Here is a 20,358-nt window from a genome sequence, read left to right on the forward strand (position 1 = left end):
ACGCGTACGGCCGCGGGTGGGGCGGTTGCTACAGCGCGAGGCCGGTGAGGACCAGGACGCGCTCGTAGGTGTAGTCGTCCATGGCGTACTTGACGCCCTCACGGCCGACGCCGGACTGCTTGACGCCGCCGTACGGCATCTGGTCGGCGCGGTAGGACGGGACGTCGCCGACGATCACGCCGCCGACCTCCAGCGCGCGGTGGGCGCGGAAGGCGGTCTGCAGGTCGTGGGTGAAGACGCCGGCCTGGAGGCCGAACTTCGAGTCGTTGACCGCGGCGAAGGCCTCGGCCTCGCCGTCGACCTTCGTGAGGGTGAGGACCGGTCCGAAGACCTCCTCGCAGGCCAGGGTGGTGCCGGCGGGCAGGTCGGCGAGCACGGTGGGGGCGTAGGTCGCGCCCTCGCGCTTGCCGCCGGTGAGGAGGGCGGCGCCGTCCTTCACGGCCTCGTCGACCCAGGCCTCGACGCGCTTGGCGGCGTCCTCGCTCACGAGCGGGCCGACGTCGGTGGTGTCGTCCGACGGGTCGCCGGTGCCCTGCGCCTCGACGGCGGCGACGACCTTCGGGACGAGCCGGTCGTAGACCGACGCGTCGGCGATGACCCGCTGCACGGAGATGCAGGACTGGCCGCCCTGGTAGTTGGAGAAGGTGGCGATGCGGGTCGCCGCCCAGTCCAGGTCGGCCTCGGAGGCCCAGTCGCCGAGGACGACGGCCGCGGCGTTGCCGCCGAGCTCCAGGGTGCAGTGCTTGTGGGGCACGGACTCCTGGATGGCGTAGCCGACCTTGTCGGAGCCGGTGAAGGAGATGACGGGGAGGCGCTCGTCCTGGACGAGGGCGGGCATCCGGTCGTTCGGCACGGTCAGGACGGACCAGGAGCCGGCCGGGAGGTCGGTCTCGGCCAGCAGCTCGCCGAGGACGAGCGACGAGATGGGGGTGGCCGGGGCCGGCTTGAGGATGATCGGGGCGCCGACGGCGATGGCCGGGGCGACCTTGTGGGCGCTGAGGTTCAGCGGGAAGTTGAACGGCGCGATGCCGAGCACGACGCCCTTGGGCATGCGGCGGGTGATCGCGAGGCGGCCGACGCCACCGGCGTCGGTGTCGAGGCGCTGGGCCTCGCCGCCGTTGAAGCGGCGGGCCTCCTCGGCGGCGAAGCGGAAGACGGAGACGGCGCGGCCGACCTCGCCTCGGGCCCACTTGATGGGCTTGCCGTTCTCGGCGGAGATCAGCTGGGCGATCTCCTCGGTGCGCTCGACGAGACGCTTCGATACGTGGTCCAGGGCGGCGGCCCGCACGTGCGCCGGGGTGGCGGCGAACTCGTCGACGACGGCGTGCGCGGCGGCGACGGCCTCCTCGACCTGGGCCTCGGTGGGAACGCTCACCGTGCCGACGACACGGCCGTCCCAGGGGGAGGTGACGTCGAAGGTGGCCTCGCCGGTGGCCTCGCGGCCGGCGAGCCAGAAGGCGTGGGTGGCAGTCATTGCGTCCCGGCCCTTTCGTATCGGTTGGTCCGCCAGTGGGTGTCGCTGACGTGTCTGCGTGCCACGTTAGGGCCGAGGAGCCGGGGCGTCGTTTGTCCGTGGTGGAGTGGTGGGGGGCGGGGGGTCGACGGTTTGGAGGAAGGGGCGCCGGCGGGTCGTGGTGCGGGGCGTCGTGCGGCGGGGCCGGGGCTCCGGCCGGGCTCGCGCCGCGCCCCTCGCCACGGCCTCCGCTACGACCGTCGCTCGGTGGTGACGATGAGGCAGACGCCCGCGACGACGACGGCGCCGCCGAGGGCGATGGGCCAGGTCAGCGCCTCGTCCAGGACGAGGGCGCCGAGGAGGACGGCGACGACGGGGTTGACGTACGCGTAGGTGGCGACGAGCGAGAGCGGGGCCGACTGGAGGAGCCAGGCGTACGCCGTGAACGCGATCAGGGAGCCGAAGACGATCAGGTAGGCGAGCGCGGTCCAGGAGCGGGTGGAGACGGCGGCGAGGTCGAGGCCCTGCTGTTCGCCGCGGACCAGCCCGAGGGCGAGGCCCCCGAGACCGCCCGCCACCATCTCGTACGCGCTGGCGGTGAAGGGGTTGGCGGGCATGGGGATCCGGGCGGAGGAGAAGGACCCGACGGACCACATGACCGTGGCGACGATGACCAGGAGGACGCCGCTGATCCGGACGTCGCCGCTGAGGCCGGGGAGGGTGAGGACGGCGAGGCCGATGAGACCGAGGAGTACGCCGGTGACGGCACCGGCCCCGGGGCGCTCGCCGTACGCGGCCCGCAGGACGACGACCCAGGCGGGCACGACGGCGATGAGGAGGGCGGCGAGGCCGGAGGGGATGGTGGTCTCCGCGAGCACGACGAGGCCGTTGCCGCCGAGGATGAGCAGCAGACCGACGACGACCGCGGAGGCGAGTTCCCGCCGGGTGACCTTGAGGGCCTTGGGCCCCTGCCGCCAGGCGATGAGCGCGGCGAGGATCAGCCCGGCGGTGACGAACCGGGCGCCCGCGGAGAGGAACGGCGGCATCGTCTCGACGACGATCCGGATCCCGAGGTACGTGGAGCCCCAGACGACGTAGACGATCCCGAGCGCGACCCACACGGCACCGGAGATCCGGCGGGGCGGACGGGGGGCGGGGGCGTGGGGGGCGCCGGAGGCGGACGTCTGGACCTCGGAGGCCGGATCGACGGCGGGGCTTGTCATGAGCAGGAGATTAGGCACTTCCTGCCCTGAGTGCCAGGAATTCTGCCCGGCATCGGGCAGGGGGGCGGGGTGTTGACGGGGTCGGGGGCCCTGAGGCGGGGCCGGAGGTGGACGGCCGCTGAGAGCCCCGAGGGGGGCCGAGGGGCCCGGGGGCCTGAGGCGGGGCCGGAGGTGGACGGCCGCTGAGAGCCCCGACGGGGGCGAGGGGCCCGGGCGGCCCTGAGACGGGCGATGGTGGGCGGGCGCTGAGGGCACCGACGGCGCCGGGCCCGCCGTGAACGGCGCCCCTCCCCTCAGCGCGTCTCCGGTGCGTCGGCGCCCGTCGCCTTCAGGGCCAGCCAGAGCTCCATCCGGACGTCGGGGTCGTCCAGGGAGCGGCCCAGGATCTCCTCGACCCGGCGCATGCGGTAGCGGAGCGTGTGGCGGTGGACGCCCAGGTCCGCGGCCGCCGCGTCCCATTGGCCGTGGCGGGAGAGCCAGGCGCGGAGGGAGGCGACCAGATCGCCGCGGCCGGTGGCGTCGTGTTCGTGCAGGGCGCGGAGCATGCCGTCCGCGAAGGCGCGGACGGCGTCGTCCGCGAGCAACGGCAGGACCGAGCCCGCCGCCAGGTCCTCGTGCTCGACCAGCGCCCGTCCGCGCCGCCGGGCCACCGAGAGCGCCTGCTCGGCCTGCTTGTACGCGGCGCCCGCGGCGATCGGCCCCGTCGGGGCCGAGAGGCCGACGACGACGCCCGCGTCCTCCGCCTCCCGTTCCGCGTACGCCGCGCAGGCGATCACGACCGCTCCGCCGTCCCCCGCGAGGACGACCAGCCGGCCCTCGCTCTCCGGTACCGCCAGAACCGTTTCGCCCGCCCGGGCCGCCGCCGATTCCAGCGCGTCGGCGAGCGCCGGAAGCGGCGGCTCCTTCTCCGGCTCCCCGGCCGATCCCGTCGCCTTCGTGGATCCGGTCGCCCTGGTCGACCCGGTCGCCTTGGTCGAGGCCGATCCGCCGGAACCACCGGACCCGCCCGACCCGCCCGACCCGCTGGACACCTCCGCGATCAGCAGCCGGAAGGGGGCGTCGAGCAGTCCTCCGTACAAGTCGCCCGCGACGGCCCGCGCGTGGTCCGGCTGCCCCGACAGCATCATCCGCAGCACGGCGGCGCCGAGCCGCCCCTCCGCCGCCTGCAGGGAGCGCGAGCGCTCCGTCGTGAGCGTGAGCAGAGCGATGGCGGAGTGCACGGCGTACCGTTCCGCCGTCCCGAGCGGCGCCCCCGTGCCGACCGCCAGCGCGCCCCTCACCCGCCGTCCGGTGCCGAGCGACTGCAGTTCGACCCGGTCGTCGGTGCCCCCGACCACCGCGCTCGCGGGCGCCGGCCGGTCCCGCAGCCGCTCGACGTCGGGTGTCAGCCGGGCGGCCCGGCGGGCCGCCCACTCGGGGGACGCGGCGAGGACGGTGCCCGAGGTGTCGTACATCGCCACCCATCCGTCCACGTGCGCCGCCAGCCGCGCCACGACCGCGTCCGGGCCCTCCGCGAGCGCCGCCCGGGTGAGCTCGCGCTGCGCCTCGAAGCCGGCGGTCACGGCCCGGTACTGGTCCGCCGCGATCGCCGCCGACACCGCCTTGCTGATCGCCAGGAACGGGGTCCGCCGGGGCACCTCCAGGAGCGGCAGCCCCTCCGCGCGGGCCGCGTCGAGGAGCGCCTCGGGAATGTCGTCGTAGTTGACCCCGATGGCGAAGCCGAGCCCCACGACCCCGGCGGCGAGCAGCCTCCGCACATAGCGGTGCATCGCCGCGGGGTCCTCGGCGTCGAGGGTGAGCGCGGTGGTGAGCAGCAGTTCGCCGCCCTCCATGTAGGGGACGGGGTCGGCGAGCTCGCTGACATGGGCCCAGCGCACGGGGGTGTCGAGCCGGTCCTCACCGGCTCGGACGGTGAGCTTGAGCGCCGAGTGCTGGACGAGTGAGGCGAGGGTGGGCGGCATTGGGGACCGTCGGACCTTTGAGCGAGGGGAGGCCGCTCAGCCGAGCGGCGCCTCCCGATTGTGCCAGGGCCCACCGGGTCCCGCGTGGGCTCGGCGCCGACCCGCCGCCGGACGGCCGGAAGGCACGACGGGAGTGCCCGGCGCGCCTTCCGTACCGCCCGCTCCCGTACCGCCCGCGCGCCGCCGCCTCAGCCGCGCAGGTCCACCAGCAGGGGTGGCGTGTGCTCCCCCCGGACGTGCGCGAGGGAGAGCACGGCGTGGCCGGCCGGGACCGCGTGGGCCAGGTCGGAGGCCGACCACCGCTCGCGTTCCACTTCCCGTACGGTCACGGCCTCGGCGGTCGCCGCCTTGCCGGTCACCACCCGCCGCATGAAGTGCAGGGCCTTGGTGAGGGGCTCGTCGGAGATGATCTGCCGGTTGGTGACGTCCCTGGTCTGCACCCATTCGGTGCCCCAGGTCTCCGCGAACCGCCCGCCGTCCCACGGGGCGATCCCGGCGAACGCCATCCGGCAGCCGACCGCGCCGAGCAGCGCGCCGCGCAGCGTCTCGGGGACCTCCTCCAGGCTGCGCAGCGCGAGGACGACCCCGGCGTTGGCCGAACGCAGCCGCTGCACCGCCCGGACCGACTCGCCGGTGACGGTGTACGAGGCGTCGTCCAGGATCAGGCAGGCGAAGAGCGACCGGTCGCGGCGGGCGAGGGCGGCCTCGGCGAACTGGGCGAGCAGCAGCCGGGAGACGATCCGGGAGGCCTCGGCGTGGCCGCGCTCGGGCAGGTCGACGCGGACGCGGAGCGGGTGCTCGACGGCCCGGAGGGAGAACTGCCGTTCCTGTCCGTCGGTACGGAAGAAGCGGGCGAACGCCGGCCGGTCGAGGAAGGCGATCCGCTCGGCGAGCAGGACCCCGACGTCGTCGCCGCGGGTGGCCTGGCGGGCGCGGGCGTCGAGTTCGCGCAGTTGGGCGGGGTCGTCCGCGACGGCTTCGCGCAGGGCGTCGAGGGCGTCGGGTGTACCGGCCAGCAGTTCGCGCAGCTCGGGGACGGCGGGGAAGCGGCGGTACGCGCTGTGGAACGGGCCGAGGAGCTGGGCGAGCGCCGTGGCGGCCCGGCGGCTGTCGGCGGCCAGGTCGCCGACGAGCGCCTCGCTCAGGATCCGCGCCGCCTCGTCGGGGTCGTCCGCTCCGCCGTACAGGTCGAGGTCGTGGGTGGAGTCGGGGCGTCCGACGGCGACGACCACGTCGAACGCGTCGTCGGGGCCGACGGCGGTGCCGTGGGCGGTGACGGCGATGACGGCCGCCCGGTTGGCCAGGGCCTGCAGACAGAGGGACTCCACCACCGGCCGTACGAGGCGGACGGTCTTCCCGGACCCGGCGGGACCGACGGCGAGCAGCGAGGTGCCGAGGAGGCCCGGCTCCAGGGCGACGCCCGTGGTGCGGCGGGCGTAGGGGTTGCGGGGGTGGTCGGCGGCGGTGCCGATGAGGACCTGCGCGGTGGCGAGGTCGTGCGTGGCGGTACGGACGGGCAGGTCGCGGACGCCCGAGGGGTGGGCGCAGGCGGCGGCGCCCCGGGTGCGTACGGCGTCGGCGAAGGCGGCGAGCCGCTCGGGCCGGGCGCGGACGCCCTGCCAGGCGCGTCGGATCCGGGCGTAGTCGACATCGCCGAGGATGCCCCGGCGGGTGGCGTCGGCGAGGGTGCTCGCGGCCTCGGTGAGTCCGGCCTCGCGCAGCTCGGGCCACTCGGCGGGGTCGGCGGCGGGCGGGGGCGGCGGCTCGTCGGCCGGGTCGGCCGTGCCGAGGCGGCGGCGGACGGCGGGCCAGGTGCCGACCCGGGTGACGGCCGCGGCGACGGCCACGGCGAGGAGGACGTAGTAGAGGTTGGAGGCCCAGGTCAGCCAGGTCACGACGTCGCGGGGCATGTCGTTCCAGACGCCCTGAACGAGGACGAAGAGCGGCCAGAGGGGTACGCCGTACCGCAGCCAGACCTCGCGCCAGTTGCCGATCCGGCCGAAACCGACGGCGAGGAGGGCGAGGACGACGGCGTCCCAGAGGTAGGTGGCGGCGGCGAACCACTGGACGTGGGGGCTGTGCTGCGACTGCCACGCGTCGGGGACGAGGAGGGTCATCGGCAGCAGCCACCAGTCGTCGACGAAGATCCACCACCCCTCCAGATAGCCGTTGAAGAGGAGCGACCAGAGCAGCCAGCCGCAGAGGTAGGCGACGAAGGCGCCGGTGAGGAGCTGCCGGCCGGGCACGAGGTCCGGCTCCTCCTCGGGGCGCTCGCGGTGGCCGAGCCGCCAGACGCCGGGGGCGGCGGCGGGCCGGGGCACGCGCAGCCAGTCGGCGACGGCGGGGCGGGTGACCGGGGCGTGCCGGGGCATCGAGGGCGAGCCGGCGGGCGGCGTGGCGAGCGCGTGGGGGTGCGGGTGGTGCGGGCCCGGCTCCGTGTTCGCGTCCGCGTCGGCGTTCGGGTCCGGATGCGGGTGCGGCGGGGACGGGTGCGCGCCGGAGCCGTCGGCCGCCCCCGGTGGCGCGGCCGGCATCCGCGGGGGCGCCGCCGGGCGGGGCACGGGATTCGCCCGTGTGCCGCGTGCGTCGAATGTGCCTTCGGAATCCATGAACCGCTGCCCCCTGACCAGCCAGGCCCGCCTGTGCACGGTCAATCTAGTGCCCCCACGGGAGTGAGTTCAGCGACTCGCGCCGGTGTCGTGCGCGGGCGCCTATGTCCGCGACGGACAACGACACACCCCGCAACACTCCCTATCGGCGCATGCCCGCCGCCCTCCCCCGCACCTAGCCTGCGAAGAAACCACAAGTGCGTCCAGAACATCCCAGGAGCCCCGCATGAACGCTGTCCCGCAGGAGCGGCGCGTCGTCACCGCCATCCCCGGCCCGAAGTCGCAGGAGCTTCAGGCCCGCCGCCTCGACACCGTGGCCGGTGGCGTGGGCTCCGTGCTGCCCGTCTTCACGGCGAAGGCCGGCGGCGGCATCATCGAGGACGTCGACGGCAACCGGCTGATCGACTTCGGCTCCGGCATCGCCGTGACCTCCGTCGGCGCCTCCGCCGAGGCCGTGGTCCGCCGCGCCGCCGCGCAGCTCGCCGACTTCACGCACACCTGTTTCATGGTCACGCCGTACGAGGGGTACGTCGAGGTCTGCGAGGCGCTGGCCGAGCTGACCCCGGGCGACCACGCCAAGAAGTCCGCGCTCTTCAACTCGGGCGCCGAGGCCGTCGAGAACGCGGTCAAGATCGCCCGCTCGTACACCAAGCGCCAGGCCGTCGTCGTCTTCGACCACGGCTACCACGGCCGTACCAACCTCACCATGGCGCTGACGGCCAAGAACATGCCGTACAAGCACGGCTTCGGCCCGTTCGCCCCCGAGGTCTACCGCGTCCCGGTCGCCTACGGCTACCGCTGGCCGACCGGTGCCGAGAACTGCGGCCCCGAGGCCGCCGCCCAGGCGATCGACCAGATCAGCAAGCAGATCGGCGCCGAGAACGTCGCCGCGATCATCATCGAGCCGGTCCTCGGCGAGGGCGGCTTCATCGAGCCGGCCAAGGGCTTCCTGCCGGAGATCGTGAAGTTCGCCAACGACAACGGCATCGTCTTCGTCGCCGACGAGATCCAGTCCGGCTTCTGCCGCACCGGCCAGTGGTTCGCGTGCGAGGACGAGGGCATCGTCCCCGACCTGATCACGACCGCCAAGGGCATCGCGGGCGGCCTGCCGCTCGCCGCCGTCACCGGCCGCGCCGAGATCATGGACTCCGTGCACGGCGGCGGTCTGGGCGGCACCTACGGCGGCAACCCGGTGGCCTGCGCCGGCGCGCTCGGCTCCATCGAGACGATGAAGGAGCTCGACCTCAACGCCAAGGCGAAGAACATCGAGTCGGTCATGAAGGCGCGCCTGTCGTCGATGGCCGAGAAGTTCGACTCCATCGGTGACATCCGCGGCCGCGGCGCCATGATCGCGATCGAGCTGGTCAAGGACCGCGCCACCAAGGAGCCGAACCCGGAGGCCGCCGGCGCGCTGGCCAAGGCCTGCCACGCCGAGGGCCTGCTGGTGCTGACCTGTGGCACCTACGGCAACGTGCTCCGCTTCCTTCCGCCGCTGGTCATCGGCGACGACCTGCTGAACGAGGGCCTCGACATCATCGAGAACGCGTTCGCCGGAATCTGATCGTTCGACACCTGGTGTGAAGAAGGTGTGGGGGGCCGATGGCGGGATGGGAATCCGGCTGTCGGCCCCCCATTCCGTGGCGTACGGTTTCTGCAGATGAGAGAAACACCCCGCTCGCAGGAGACTGCGGGCGACAACAGGGCGGAGCCTCCCCAGCCCCGCCTTGACCGTGCCCTCGCGCACACCGCTGGAGCCTCGCGCTCCGGAACTCCTCACCGATCGGATGGCCGCCCGCCCCACACCCCCCGGGGCGCGCGGCAGCCCGGTCAGGCCGACCTCCCCGGAACAACCCCCCCTGTTCCGGGGAGGTCGGCTGTCTTCTCGGCGGTCGTTCTGTTCGCCGTCATCACCTGGCAGGTCGTCGCGGCGGGCTCGCTCGCCCGCCTCGACGAGCGCCTCTCGCGCTCCCTCGTCGACCTGGTCCCCCGCCGGCTCTCCGAGCTCGGTGCCGACCTCGGCAACATGACGGTCGCGCTCCCCGTCCTCGGCGCCGCGATGGCGTACGCGTTCCGGCGCGGCCGGCGCTCCCAGGCCCTGGCGGCGGGCCTCACGATGGCTCTCGTGCCGCTGCTGGTCATCCCCCTGAAGGAGTGGACGGCCCGCCCGGGCCCGCTGGAACCCTGGGCCGCCGGCTACTACCCCTCCGGCCACACGGCGACGGCGATGGTCGCCTACGTCAGCGCCGCCTTCCTGGTGTCGCGCCGCCTGATCCCGCTCGCCGCCCTCCTCACGGCCCTGACCGGCACCGCCCTGATCCTGCGCGGCTACCACTGGCCCCTGGACGTCCTCGCCTCGGTGGCCCTCTGCCTCCCCCTGCTCACCTGGCCCGCCCTCGCGGCGCGGCACGCCGCCCGGTCACGCGAGTGACCGCGACGCGCGGAGCACGGGAACCGGCCGCGCGGGCATCCGCGCGGCCGGCCGTGTCCCCGTCGGCCTCCTGACCGCGGTTCCTCTCCCGGTCGTCAGCTCCAGGTGTACGCGTCGAAGTTCCGGCTGAACTCCCAGGCGTTGAAGCGGTCCCAGTTGATCGACCACGTCATCAGGCCGCGCAGCGCCGGCCAAGTGCCGTGGGTCTGGTACGAGCCGCAGTTCGTCTTCTTCGTCAGGCAGTCCAGGGCCTTGGCCACTTCGGCCGGGGCCGTGTGGCCGTTGCCCGCCTGGGTCGAGGCCGGGAGGCCGATCGCGACCTGGTCGGGGCGGAGGGCCGGGAAGACGCGGTCGGTGTTGCCCGCGACCGGGAAGCCGGTGAGCAGCATGTCGGTCATCGCGATGTGGAAGTCCGCGCCGCCCATGGAGTGGTACTGGTTGTCGAGACCCATGATCGGGCCCGAGTTGTAGTCCTGGACGTGCAGCAGGGTGAGGTCGTCGCGCAGGGCGTGGATGACCGGGAGGTAGGCGCCGGCGCGGGGGTCCTGGCCGCCCCAGGGGCCGGAGCCGTAGAACTGGTAGCCGAGCTGCACGAAGAAGGTCTCGGGGGCCATCGTCAGGACGAAGCCGGAGCCGTACTTCGCCTTGAGGGTCCTGACCGCCTGGATCAGATTGACGATCACCGGGCTGGTCGGGTTGCGGAAGTCGGTGTCGCCGGTCTGGAGCGAGAGGGAGTGGCCCTCGAAGTCGATGTCCAGACCGTCGAGCCCGTACTCGTCGATGATCTTCGAGACGGAGGAGACGAAGGTGTCGCGGGCGGCCGTGGTCGAGAGCTGGACCTGGCCGTTCTGGCCGCCGATGGAGATCAGGACCTTCTTGCCCGCCGCCTGCTTGGCCTTGATCGCCGCCTTGAACTCGGCCGGCGACTCGACGTTCGGGCACTCCGTCGCCGGGCACAGGCTGAAGCGGATGTCGCCCGAGGTCACCGAGGTGGGCTCGCCGAAGGCGAGGTTGACGACGTCCCAGGAGTCGGGGACGTCGGCCATCCGGGTGTAGCCCGAACCGTTGGCGAAGCTGGCGTGGAGGTAGCCGACGAGGGCGTGCGCGGGCAGCTGGCCGCCCGGGTTGCCGCCCCCGCCGGTGGCGGTCGTCGCGGTCACCGTCGCCGACTTCGGGGACTCGCCCGCGCTGTTCACGGCCGAGACCTGGAAGCCGTACGAGGTGGCGGGCGTCAGGCCGGTCGCGGTGGCCGCGGGGCTCGCGACGGTGAGGATCCGGGAGCCGCCGCGGTAGACGTGGTAGGAGGTGGCGCCCGGGACCGGCGACCAGGTCAGCGGGACGCTCGACGAGGTGGGCGTCCCGGCCGTCAGACCGCTGGGGGCGGCCGGGAGTTCGACGGGCGTGCCGCCGGGGCCGACCAGGCTCAGGTCGTCGGCGTGGTAGGCGGCGGTGCCGTACCAGCCGTGGGTGTAGACCGTCACCGCGGTCGTGGCGGCGCCGGTCCGGAACGTGGTCGTCAGCCGCTGCCAGTCGGCGGCGGACGGCGTCCAGGTGGAGACGTCGGTGGTGCCGGTGCCGGACGCGCCGAGGTAGACGTACCCGCCCTGGACCCAACCGCTGAGCGTGTACGCGGAGTTCGGCTGGACGGCGACGGTCTGGGAGCACCGGGCATTGTCGCTGCCGGCCGGGGTGGCGCGCAGCGCCTTGCTGCCGCCGTGCACGGGCGAGGAGACGACGGCGCCGCTGCCCGCCGTGCAACTCCAGCCGTCCAGGCCGGACTCGAAGCCGCCGTTGCGTGCGAGGTCGGCGTCGGCGGCCTGGGCCGCGGGGGTGAGGGCGACGAGTCCGCAGGCGGCGAGCGCGCCCGCCAGCAGGAGCGTGAGAGGTCTGGTGCGGGCCACAACTGCCTCCGGATAGGGGGGAATCGAGGGGGAGCGCGCCACAGCATGGTCCAGACCAATCGAGTGGTCAAGACCTCTGACCCCCTTCCCTCCGCGCCAGACGGCCCGCCGCCTCGTGCATCGCCAGTTCCAGGAGCGAGGCGTCGTTGAGCGTGCCACTGCCGTCCGGCGGCACCAGCCAGCGCACCCCGCCGACCGCGCGGCCCGGGTGGGGCACCACGATCCAGGTGCCGCGGCCCGCGCCGCGCACCCCCGTCCCGAGCCAGCGCGAGGCCGTGCCCGGTGGCACGAAGAAGCCCGTCCGGGCGTCGCCGAAGTCGGCGAGGACCGGCCCCGGCCGGTCCACCAGCCGGCCCAGCACGTCGAGCGTGGGGCGACCCAGCTCCCGGGGCAGGATCAGCACGTCCCACCGCTTCCCGGCGGGCAGCAGGGCGATGCCGAGCGGGTTGCGCTCCCACTGCCACCGGCAGGCACCGGGATCCGGCGCCGCCGACGCCAGCCACTCCACCGCGGTCTTGGCCGCCCCCGAACCAGTCATGGCCAACGGCCTCCCTTCCATGTACGGACACGTCGTCCACACGCAGAGAGCGGGGTCGGTGACGATCATTACGCGGGTTCGGGCCGCCGACCGGTAGTGAAGTGGGTCACAGGGCGGCGAGTGGTGTGCGCGAGGGGCGCACACCCGGCGCACCGGTACCCGTCGGGCGCGCCCGATCGGGTGGACAGCCGGGGACCGGGTCGGCGGCTTCCGTGGTCCGCCGTCTCCCACATGGTCGTATGGGCCTCCGCACCGCGCCCACCACCCCGGGAGTGTCCCCATGCCGATCCCGCCGTCCCCGGGTCACGTGACCGGAAGCTCTCGCAAGAAGGGCGTGCTGTGGCGGCTCGGCGCATGGTCGGCACGCCACTTCGTCCTCGTGATCGTCGGGTGGATCGTCGCCCTGGCCGGCCTGCTGGCCCTCGAGCACGCGTTCGGCGGCGAGTACTCGGACAACTATTCGCTCCCCGGCACCCAGTCCGCCGAGGGGCTCGACGTGCTCCGCGCGCACGAGCCGGCCGCCGGCGGCTACAGCGCCCAGGTGGTGCTGCACGACTCCGCGAAGCCGCTCACCGAGGTGAGCGACCAGGTCTCCCAAGCCGTCGCCTCCCTCGGGAAGCTGCCGGACGTCCTCAGCGCCCAGAGCCCGCTCCCGGCGCCCGGCGCCACGCCGCCGAGCGTCCCGGCGGGGACGCCGAACCCCGGCCCGCTCTCCACGGACGGCAAGACCGGCTACATCACGATCCGTTTCAGCGTCCAGCCCTCGACGTTCGGCGACTCCTACCTGGACGGTGTCGACACCGCCGTGGAGCCGCTGCGCGCCGCCGGGGTGGAGGTCGAGTACGGCGGCACGCTGGGCGAGCTGGCCCGCCCGGAGGCGAACGACCGGCTCAGCGAGGCGATCGGCTTCGGGGTCGCGATCGTGGTGCTCCTGATCGGCTTCGGAAGCGTGCTCGCGGCCGCCCTGCCGCTGGTCACCGCGCTGTTCGCGGCCCTCTGCGGACTCGCGCTGCTCGGGCTGCTCGCCGCCGCGTGGACCTTCGCGACCGTCTCCCCGACCCTGGCGACGATGATCGGCATCGGCGTCGGCATCGACTACGCGCTCTTCCTGATCACCCGCCACCGCCAGCTGCTGATGAACGGCGTCGATCCGGTCACGGCCGCCGGAGCGGCCACCGCCACCAGCGGCCGGGCGGTCCTCGTGTCGGGCTGCACGGTCATCATCGCCCTCTCCGGCCTGTGGGTCTCCGGGCTGACCTTCATCGGCCTGCTCGGCCTCGCCGCGACCTCCACCGTCGTCACCGCCGTCCTCGGCGCGCTGACGCTCGTCCCGGCGATGCTCGGGCTGATCGGCCGGCGGATCGACACCCTGCGGGTACGCGCCCCCATCGCGGAGACCGACGTCCAGGAGGGCGAGGAGCACGGAACCTGGCACCGCTACGCGCTGCGCGTCGAGCGGCGGCCCTGGTGGTTCCTGGCCGCGGGCGTCGTCGTGCTCGTGGTGCTCGCCATTCCCATGTTCTTCATGCAGCTCGGGCACATCGGCGACGGCGCCGACCCGAAGTCGTTCACCGACCGGCGCGCCTACGACCTGATGTCCTCGGCCTTCGGACCCGGCTCCAACGGGCCGCTGACCCTGGTGATCGACCAGACCTCGGTGCCCGCCTCCGACCGGTCCGCTCTCGCCTCACAGGCCCAGAAGGCGCTCAGCGGCGTCCCGAACGCCGCTCTGATCACCCCGCTGACGCCGACCTCGGACGGGGACGTCCTGCTCGCCACCGCCTACTCGGTCGCGGCGCCGCAGGACGAGCGGACGACGGAGCTGAACAACCACCTCGTCGACGACGTCCTCCCCCAGGCCGTGACCGGCACCCAGGCCTCCACGTACGTCACCGGCACCACGGCCGCGCAGGTCGACTTCCTCGACATCGTCTCCAGCCGGCTGCCGCTGATCATCGCCGTGGTCGTGGCCCTGGCGTTCCTCGTCATCCTGATCGTCTTCCGCGGGCCGCTCGTCGCCGCCAAGGCCGCCGTCCTCAACCTGCTCTCGATCGGCGCCTCCTACGGCGTGGTGGTCGCCGTCTTCCAGTGGGGCTGGGGAGGGCCGGCGCTCGGCGTCTCCGGAGACGTCCCGATCGAGAGCTACGTGCCGATGATGATGTTCGCCATCGTCTTCGGTCTGAGCATGGACTACGAGATCTTCCTGCTCTCCCGCGTCCACGAGGCCTGGCTGCGCACCGGCGACGCGAAGGCGAGCGTCGCCCACGCCCTGGAGATCACGGCCCGCGTCATCACCTGCGCGGCGCTCATCATGGTCAGCGTCTTCGCGGCCTTCATCGTCAGCGACAACATCGTCATCAAGATGATGGGCCTCGGTCTGGCCGCGAGCGTGCTCATCGACGCGACGGTCGCCCGGCTGCTGCTGGTGCCCGCCGTGATGACGCTGCTCGGGCCGAAGGCCTGGTGGACCCCTCGCTGGCTGGACCGGATCCTGCCGCACCTGGACACCGAGGGCGAGGGCGCGCTGGCGGACGTGGCCGGGAACGGGACGGCGGGGCCACGGAAGGCTCCGTGACCCCGGCCGCCGTCAGCTGTCGAAGCCGAGGCCCAGGCGGTCCATCGTCCGCAGCCACAGGTTGCGGCGGCCGGCGTTCTCGTCCGCGCGGGCCAGGGACCATTTGGTCAGGCCGATGCCGGCCCAGGCCAGCGGCTCGGGCGGGAAGGGCAGGGGCTTGGAGCGGACCATCCGCAGCTCGGTGCGTTCCGTGCGCTCGCCCGCCAGCAGATCGAGCATCACGTCGCCGCCGAAGCGGGTCGCGCCCACGCCGAGGCCGGTGAAGCCGGCCGCGTACGCGACCTTCCCCTGGTACGCCGTGCCGAAGAAGGCGGAGAAGCGGGAGCAGGTGTCGATCGCCCCGCCCCACGCGTGGCTGAAGCGCACCCCCTCCAGCTGCGGGAAGCAGCGGAAGAAGTGTTCGGCGAGCGTGAGGTACGTCTCCGGGCGGTGGTCCATCTCGGCGCTGACCCGGCCGCCGAAGCGGTAGATCGCGTCGTAGCCGCCCCACAGGATCCGGTGGTCGGCGGTGATCCGGAAGTAGTGGAACTGGTTGGCGCTGTCGCCGAGCCCCTGGCGGTTCTTCCAGCCGACGGCGGCCAGCTGCTCCGGGGTGAGCGGTTCGGTCGTCAGGGCGTAGTCGTAGACGGGGACCGTGTAGTGCCGGACCCGCTTGACCAGCGACGGGAAGACGTTGGTGCCGAGCGCGACCCGGCGGGCGACGATCCTGCCGTAGGGGGTGCGGACCCCCATGCCGGCGGCGAGGGAGACCAGCTCCAGGCCGGGAGTGTTCTCGAAGATCCGTACGCCCAGGTCGAGGCAGGCCCGCTTCAGGCCCCAGGCCAGCTTGGCCGGGTGGAGCATGGCCACGCCCCGGCGGTCCCAGAGGCCGCCGAGGAAGGTCGGCGAGTCGACCTCCGCGCGGACCGCCTCGCGGTCCAGGAGTTCCAGTCCGTCCGCGAGGCCGAGCCCGCGTGCCTCCTCGTACATCTCGGCCAGTTCGTCGACCTGGTGCGGCTCGGTGGCCACGTCGATCTCGCCGGTGCGCTCGAAGTCGCAGTCCAGGGAGTAGCGGGCGACCGCCTCCTCGATGGCGTCGAGGTTGCGTGCGCCGAGCCGCTCCAGGGTGGCGAGTTCGCCGGGCCAGCGGGCGAGCCCGTTGCCGAAGCCGTGGGTGAGGGAGGCGGCGCAGAAGCCGCCGTTGCGGCCCGAGGCGGCCCAGCCCACCTCGTGGCCCTCGATGAGGACGACGTCCCGGTCCGGGTCCCGCTCCTTGGCGAGGAGCGCGGTCCACAGTCCGCTGTACCCGCCGCCCACCACCAGCAGGTCGCACCGCTCGGTGCCGGTGAGGGCGGGCAGGGCCTCCGGCTTGCCCGGGTCTTCCAGCCAGAAGGGGACGGGCCGGGCCTCGGAGAGAGATCGAGCGGCTGCACTACGCATGGCGACTGGGGCCATGGTTTCCAACTCCTTCAGGGCTTGCTCAGGGTCGTACTCAGCTTGTCGCCGTCTTCTTCCGCCGGTTGGCGGCGATCTGACCGACGACGACCACCAGGACGGCAATGACGAACATCGCGGTGCCGATGACGTTGATCTGCACGGGCGTTCCCCGCTGGGCCGAACCCCAGACGAACATGGGGAAGGTGACGGTCGAGCCCGCGTTGAAGTTGGTGATGATGAAGTCGTCGAACGAGAGCGCGAAGGCGAGCAGCGCTCCGGCGGCGATACCGGGGGCGGCGATCGGCAGCGTGACCCGTACGAAGGTCTGCACCGGGCCCGCGTAGAGGTCGCGGGCGGCCTCCTCCAGGCGGGGGTCCATCGACATCACGCGGGCCTTGACGGCGGTGACGACGAACGACAGGCAGAACATGATGTGGGCGATCAGGACCGTCCAGAAGCCCAGCTCGGCGCCCATGTTGAGGAAGAGCGTGAGCAGGGAGGCGGCCATGACGACCTCGGGCATCGCCATCGGCAGGAAGATCAGCGAGTTGATGGCGCCCCGGGCGCGGAAGCGGTAGCGGACCAGCGCGAAGGCGATCATCGTGCCGAGGACCGTGGCGCCCAGGGTGGCCCAGGCGGCGATCTGGAGCGAGAGGGTCAGCGAGCCGCACAGGTCGGCGACGCCGCAGGGGTCCTTCCAGGCGTCCAGGGAGAAGCGCTGCCAGGCGTAGTTGAAGCGCCCGTTCGGCTTGTTGAACGAGAACACCATCACGACGATGTTCGGCACGATCATGTACGCGAGCGTCAGCAGGCCCGCGATGACGACGAGGTTGCGTCGTATCCAGCGCATCAGACCAGGTCCTCCGTTCCCGCACGGCGGATGTAGACGGTGACCATGATCAGCACGATCGCCATGAGGATGAAGGACAGCGCGGCCGCCGTCGGATAGTCGAGCACCCGGAGGAACTGCGACTGGATGACGTTGCCGACCATCTTGGTGTCGGTCGAGCCGAGGAGTTCGGCGTTGACGTAGTCGCCGCTCGCCGGGATGAAGGTGAGCAGGGTGCCCGAGACCACGCCCGGCATGGAGAGCGGGAAGGTCACCTTGCGGAAGGTGGTGACGGGCGAGGCGTAGAGGTCCCTGGCCGCCTCGTGCAGCCGGCCGTCGATCCGCTCCAGGGAGGTGTAGAGCGGCAGGATCATGAAGGGCAGGAAGTTGTACGTGAGGCCGCAGACCACCGCCAGGGGGGTGGCGAGGACCCGGTCGCCCTCGGTCCAGCCGAGCCAGCTGGTCACGTCGAGGACGTGCAGGGTGTTGAGGACGTCGACGACCGGGCCGCCGTCGGCGAGGATCGTCTTCCACGCCAGGGTCCGGATGAGGAAGCTGGTGAAGAAGGGCGCGATGACCAGGACGAGGAGCAGGTTGCGCCAGCGGCCGGCCTTGAAGGCGATCAGATAGGCCAGCGGGTAGCCGAGCAGCAGGCACAGCAGCGTGGCGGTACCGGCGTACAGCAGGGAGCGGACGAACTGCGGCCAGTACTCCTGGAAGGCGTCCCAGTAGGTGGGGAAGTGCCAGGTGACCTCGAAGCCCTTCTCCAGGGAGCCGGTCTGCACGGAGGTCGAGGCCTGGTAGACCATCGGCAGCGCGAAGAAGACGAGCAGCCAGATGATGCCGGGCAGGAGCAGCCAGTAGGGGACGAGCCGCTTGCGGGCGGAGGGCTTGCGCGTGACCGGTTCCCCGGCCGGTGCGGCTTCCTCCTTCGTCAGGGTGGGGGTGCTCATCCGGCGTCCTCCAGCGTCTTCACGCCGGCGTCGATGGCCTGGGCCGCGTCGAGGCCGAAGGTGTGGGCCGGGTTCCAGTGCAGGACGACCTCGGCGCCGGGCGTCAGGCGCGCGTCGCGCTCGACGTTCTGCTCGTACACCTGGAGCTCCGCGCCGGCCGGCGAGTCCACCACGTACTGGGTGGAGACGCCGATGAAGGAGGAGTCGACGATCCGGCCGGTGACCCTGTTGCGGCCGTCGGCGATCGTGCCGGCGTCGTCGGCGTGCGTGAGGGCGATCTTCTCCGGGCGGACGCCGACGAGGACCTTGCCGCCGGTGCGGACCGGCGCCGTACACCGGTCGGCGGGCAGCCGGAGCTTGCCGCCGCCGGCCGTCACGACCAGGTCGGCGGCGCCGGTCTCGGCGACCTCGGCCTCGATGAGGTTGGAGGTGCCGAGGAAGTTGGCGACGAAGGTGGTGCGCGGGTTCTCGTAGAGGTCGGCGGGCGCGCCGAGCTGCTCGACCCGGCCGCCGTTCATCACCGCGACCTGGTCGGCCATGGTCATGGCCTCCTCCTGGTCGTGAGTGACGTGGACGAAGGTGATGCCGACCTCGGTCTGGATCCGCTTGAGCTCCAGCTGCATCTGGCGGCGCAGCTTGAGGTCGAGGGCGCCGAGCGGCTCGTCGAGGAGGAGGACCTGCGGGTGGTTGATGAGCGCGCGGGCCACGGCGACCCGCTGCTGCTGGCCGCCGGAGAGCTGGTGCGGCTTGTGCTTGGCCTTGTCGCCGAGCTGGACGAGGTCGAGCATGTCGCCGACCTGCTTCTTCACGGACTTGACGCCGCGCCGCCGCAGGCCGAAGGCGATGTTCTCGAATATGTCCAGGTGCGGGAAGAGCGCGTAGGACTGGAAGACGGTGTTGACCGGCCGCTTGTACGGCGGGAGGTCGGTGACGTCCTTGTCGCCGAGGAAGACGGTGCCGGTGGTGGGGTCCTCGAGACCGGCGATCATGCGCAGGGTGGTGGTCTTCCCGCAGCCGGAGGCGCCGAGGAGGGCGAAGAAGGAGCCCTGGGGGACGGTCAGGTCGAGCGGCTGGACGGCGGTGAAGGAGCCGTACGTCTTGCTGATGCCGGTGAGACGGACGTCGCCGCCGGAGTGGGTGTCAGTCATGGGTTGCGGTCCCGGTGTTCGTAAGAGGTGGACGACGGTTGCTCACGCACCGATGAGCTTGGCGAACTTCTCCTCGTACGCCGTCTCTTCCTGGCTCGTCAGCGAGCGGAAGGCGCGCGACTTCGCGGCCATGGCCTTGTCGGGGAGGATCAGCGTGTTGTTCGCGAGCTCCGGGTCGATCTTGGCGAGCTCGTCCTTCACCCCGTCGACCGGGCAGACGTAGTTGATGTACGCGGCGAGCTGGGCGGCGTTCGGAAGCTCGTAGTAGTAGTCGATGAGCTTCTCGGCGTTGGTCTTGTGCCGGGCGCCGGCCGGGACCAGGAGGTTGTCGCTGGAGGTGATGTAACCGGCCGAGGGGATCGCGAACTTGATGTCCGGGTTGTCGGCCTGCAGCTGGATGACGTCACCGGCCCAGGCGAGGCAGGCCGCGAGGTCGCCCTTGTCCAGGTCGGAGGTGTAGTCGTTGCCGGTGAAGCGCCGGATCTGCTTCTTGTCGACGCCCTTCTGCAGCCGGCCGATGGCCTGGTCGTAGTCGGCGTCGGTGAACGCGCCCGGGTCCTTGCCCATGTCGAGCAGGGTCATGCCGACCGAGTCGCGCATCTCGGTGAGGAAGCCGACCCGGCCCTTGAGGGTGGGGTCGTCCAGGAGCTGGGTGACGGAGTCGACCTTCTTCCCGCCGGTCGCCTTGGAGTTGTAGGCGATGACGGTGGAGATGCCGGTCCACGGATAGGAGTAGGCGCGGCCCGGGTCCCAGTCGGGGGTGCGGAACTGCGCGGAGAGGTTCGCGAAGGCGTGCGGGAGGTTCGACGGGTCGAGCTTCTGCGCCCAGCCGAGGCGGATGATCCGGGCGGCGAGCCAGTCGGTGACGCAGATCAGGTCGCGGCCGGTGTCCTGGCCGGCCGCGAGCTGCGGCTTGATCTTGCCGAAGAACTCGACGTTGTCGTTGATGTCCTCGGTGTACTTGACCTTGATCCCGGTGCGCCCGGTGAACGCCGTGAGGGTGGGGCGGGACTTCTCGTCCTCGCTGACGTCCATGTACTCGGTCCAGTTGGAGAAGCTGAGCTGCTTCTCCTTGGCCGAGACGTCGAGGGACGCGGGGCCCTGGCCCTCCCGCTTGGCCGGCGGGATACCGCAGGCGCTCAGGGAGGCGAGGCCGCCGACCGTGAGCGCGCCGACGCCTCCGGCGCGCAGCATCGAACGTCGGCTGAGGGCGCCCCGGCCGCTCGTCAGGCTGCGCCGCGCCGCCGCGAGCTGGGCGGCGGAGAGGCGGTCGGGCTCGTACTGCTCCATGCGCTGTGCCCTTTCGGGATGGTTTCGCCGCCGG

At 72.5% G+C, this 20,358-nt stretch carries 14 protein-coding genes; 3 read left to right on the forward strand and 11 right to left on the reverse strand.

From position 1 onward, the window contains the following. Positions 1-28: 28 nt before the first annotated feature. From ACZ6RC_RS29430 to ACZ6RC_RS29445, 4 genes are all read right to left on the reverse strand, one after another. Positions 29-1,474, reverse strand: coding sequence for an aldehyde dehydrogenase family protein (locus ACZ6RC_RS29430; RefSeq protein ID WP_391138720.1), 1,446 nt, complete (start codon positions 1,472-1,474; stop codon positions 29-31). Positions 1,475-1,704: 230 nt separating this feature from the next. Then, on the reverse strand, positions 1,705-2,676 hold the full coding sequence (locus ACZ6RC_RS29435; protein WP_469588930.1) for an EamA family transporter: 972 nt from the start codon (positions 2,674-2,676) through the stop codon (positions 1,705-1,707). Positions 2,677-2,969: 293 nt separating this feature from the next. Further along, the gene (locus ACZ6RC_RS29440; protein ID WP_469588932.1) at positions 2,970-4,637 is read right to left on the reverse strand and encodes a PucR family transcriptional regulator; all 1,668 of its coding nucleotides are present in this window, start codon (positions 4,635-4,637) and stop codon (positions 2,970-2,972) included. A gap of 188 nt (positions 4,638-4,825) precedes the next feature. After that, positions 4,826-7,246, reverse strand: a complete 2,421-nt coding sequence (locus tag ACZ6RC_RS29445) for a type IV secretory system conjugative DNA transfer family protein (RefSeq protein ID WP_469588936.1) — start codon at positions 7,244-7,246, stop codon at positions 4,826-4,828. 226 nt (positions 7,247-7,472) lie between these two features. Here ACZ6RC_RS29445 and gabT point away from each other — a divergent pair, with 226 nt between their 5' ends. Together gabT and ACZ6RC_RS29455 are read left to right on the forward strand one after the other, a co-directional pair. Beyond that, entirely contained in the window at positions 7,473-8,807 is a 1,335-nt protein-coding gene (gene gabT / locus ACZ6RC_RS29450; protein ID WP_391138728.1) for a 4-aminobutyrate--2-oxoglutarate transaminase, read from the forward strand. A gap of 96 nt (positions 8,808-8,903) precedes the next feature. Next, positions 8,904-9,674, forward strand: coding sequence for a phosphatase PAP2 family protein (locus ACZ6RC_RS29455; protein ID WP_469588939.1), 771 nt, complete (start codon positions 8,904-8,906; stop codon positions 9,672-9,674). Between the two features lie 95 nt (positions 9,675-9,769). On the opposite strand, the gene ACZ6RC_RS29460 is transcribed toward ACZ6RC_RS29455, so the two are convergent. Together ACZ6RC_RS29460 and ACZ6RC_RS29465 are read right to left on the reverse strand one after the other, a co-directional pair. Then, the gene (locus ACZ6RC_RS29460) at positions 9,770-11,575 is read right to left on the reverse strand and encodes a chitinase (protein WP_469588941.1); all 1,806 of its coding nucleotides are present in this window, start codon (positions 11,573-11,575) and stop codon (positions 9,770-9,772) included. A gap of 67 nt (positions 11,576-11,642) precedes the next feature. Further along, complete coding sequence (locus ACZ6RC_RS29465) at positions 11,643-12,113, reverse strand: bifunctional DNA primase/polymerase (protein ID WP_453618512.1); 471 nt, start codon at positions 12,111-12,113, stop codon at positions 11,643-11,645. Between the two features lie 280 nt (positions 12,114-12,393). Between ACZ6RC_RS29465 and ACZ6RC_RS29470 the strand changes: the two genes are divergently transcribed. Further along, positions 12,394-14,688 (forward strand): MMPL family transporter, encoded by a 2,295-nt coding sequence (locus tag ACZ6RC_RS29470; protein WP_469588946.1) that lies wholly within the window; start codon positions 12,394-12,396, stop codon positions 14,686-14,688. A gap of 12 nt (positions 14,689-14,700) precedes the next feature. Here ACZ6RC_RS29470 and ACZ6RC_RS29475 read toward each other — a convergent pair whose 3' ends face one another. Genes ACZ6RC_RS29475 through ACZ6RC_RS29495 form a run of 5 tightly spaced genes read right to left on the reverse strand, consistent with a single transcriptional unit; the run spans position 14,701 to position 20,324 of the window. Further along, entirely contained in the window at positions 14,701-16,122 is a 1,422-nt protein-coding gene (locus ACZ6RC_RS29475) for an NAD(P)/FAD-dependent oxidoreductase (protein WP_469588949.1), read from the reverse strand. 37 nt (positions 16,123-16,159) lie between these two features. Continuing rightward, positions 16,160-16,954, reverse strand: a complete 795-nt coding sequence (locus ACZ6RC_RS29480) for an ABC transporter permease (protein WP_453618515.1) — start codon at positions 16,952-16,954, stop codon at positions 16,160-16,162. Then, the gene (locus ACZ6RC_RS29485) at positions 16,954-17,886 is read right to left on the reverse strand and encodes an ABC transporter permease (RefSeq protein WP_391138742.1); all 933 of its coding nucleotides are present in this window, start codon (positions 17,884-17,886) and stop codon (positions 16,954-16,956) included. The genes ACZ6RC_RS29480 and ACZ6RC_RS29485 overlap by 1 nt, the downstream gene beginning before the upstream one ends. After that, the gene (locus tag ACZ6RC_RS29490) at positions 17,883-19,034 is read right to left on the reverse strand and encodes an ABC transporter ATP-binding protein (protein WP_391138744.1); all 1,152 of its coding nucleotides are present in this window, start codon (positions 19,032-19,034) and stop codon (positions 17,883-17,885) included. Before ACZ6RC_RS29490 ends, ACZ6RC_RS29485 begins: the two co-directional genes overlap by 4 nt. Before the next feature lie 42 nt (positions 19,035-19,076). After that, complete coding sequence (locus ACZ6RC_RS29495; RefSeq protein WP_453618520.1) at positions 19,077-20,324, reverse strand: ABC transporter substrate-binding protein; 1,248 nt, start codon at positions 20,322-20,324, stop codon at positions 19,077-19,079. Positions 20,325-20,358 lie beyond the last annotated feature (34 nt).

It is taken from the genome of Streptomyces sp. NPDC048353, assembly GCF_055587165.1.

Coding starts and splice junctions, on each gene's coding strand:
- ACZ6RC_RS29440 (WP_469588932.1), bottom strand. CDS start 4,637: ATGCCGCCCACCCTCGCCTCACTCGTCCAGCACTCGGCGCTCAAGCTC.
- ACZ6RC_RS29465 (WP_453618512.1), bottom strand. CDS start 12,113: ATGACTGGTTCGGGGGCGGCCAAGACCGCGGTGGAGTGGCTGGCGTCG.
- ACZ6RC_RS29445 (WP_469588936.1), bottom strand. CDS start 7,246: ATGGATTCCGAAGGCACATTCGACGCACGCGGCACACGGGCGAATCCC.
- ACZ6RC_RS29475 (WP_469588949.1), bottom strand. CDS start 16,122: ATGGCCCCAGTCGCCATGCGTAGTGCAGCCGCTCGATCTCTCTCCGAG.
- ACZ6RC_RS29495 (WP_453618520.1), bottom strand. CDS start 20,324: ATGGAGCAGTACGAGCCCGACCGCCTCTCCGCCGCCCAGCTCGCGGCG.
- ACZ6RC_RS29485 (WP_391138742.1), bottom strand. CDS start 17,886: ATGAGCACCCCCACCCTGACGAAGGAGGAAGCCGCACCGGCCGGGGAA.
- ACZ6RC_RS29430 (WP_391138720.1), bottom strand. CDS start 1,474: ATGACTGCCACCCACGCCTTCTGGCTCGCCGGCCGCGAGGCCACCGGC.
- ACZ6RC_RS29480 (WP_453618515.1), bottom strand. CDS start 16,954: ATGCGCTGGATACGACGCAACCTCGTCGTCATCGCGGGCCTGCTGACG.
- ACZ6RC_RS29470 (WP_469588946.1), top strand. CDS start 12,394: ATGCCGATCCCGCCGTCCCCGGGTCACGTGACCGGAAGCTCTCGCAAG.
- ACZ6RC_RS29490 (WP_391138744.1), bottom strand. CDS start 19,034: ATGACTGACACCCACTCCGGCGGCGACGTCCGTCTCACCGGCATCAGC.
- ACZ6RC_RS29435 (WP_469588930.1), bottom strand. CDS start 2,676: ATGACAAGCCCCGCCGTCGATCCGGCCTCCGAGGTCCAGACGTCCGCC.
- gabT (WP_391138728.1), top strand. CDS start 7,473: ATGAACGCTGTCCCGCAGGAGCGGCGCGTCGTCACCGCCATCCCCGGC.
- ACZ6RC_RS29455 (WP_469588939.1), top strand. CDS start 8,904: ATGAGAGAAACACCCCGCTCGCAGGAGACTGCGGGCGACAACAGGGCG.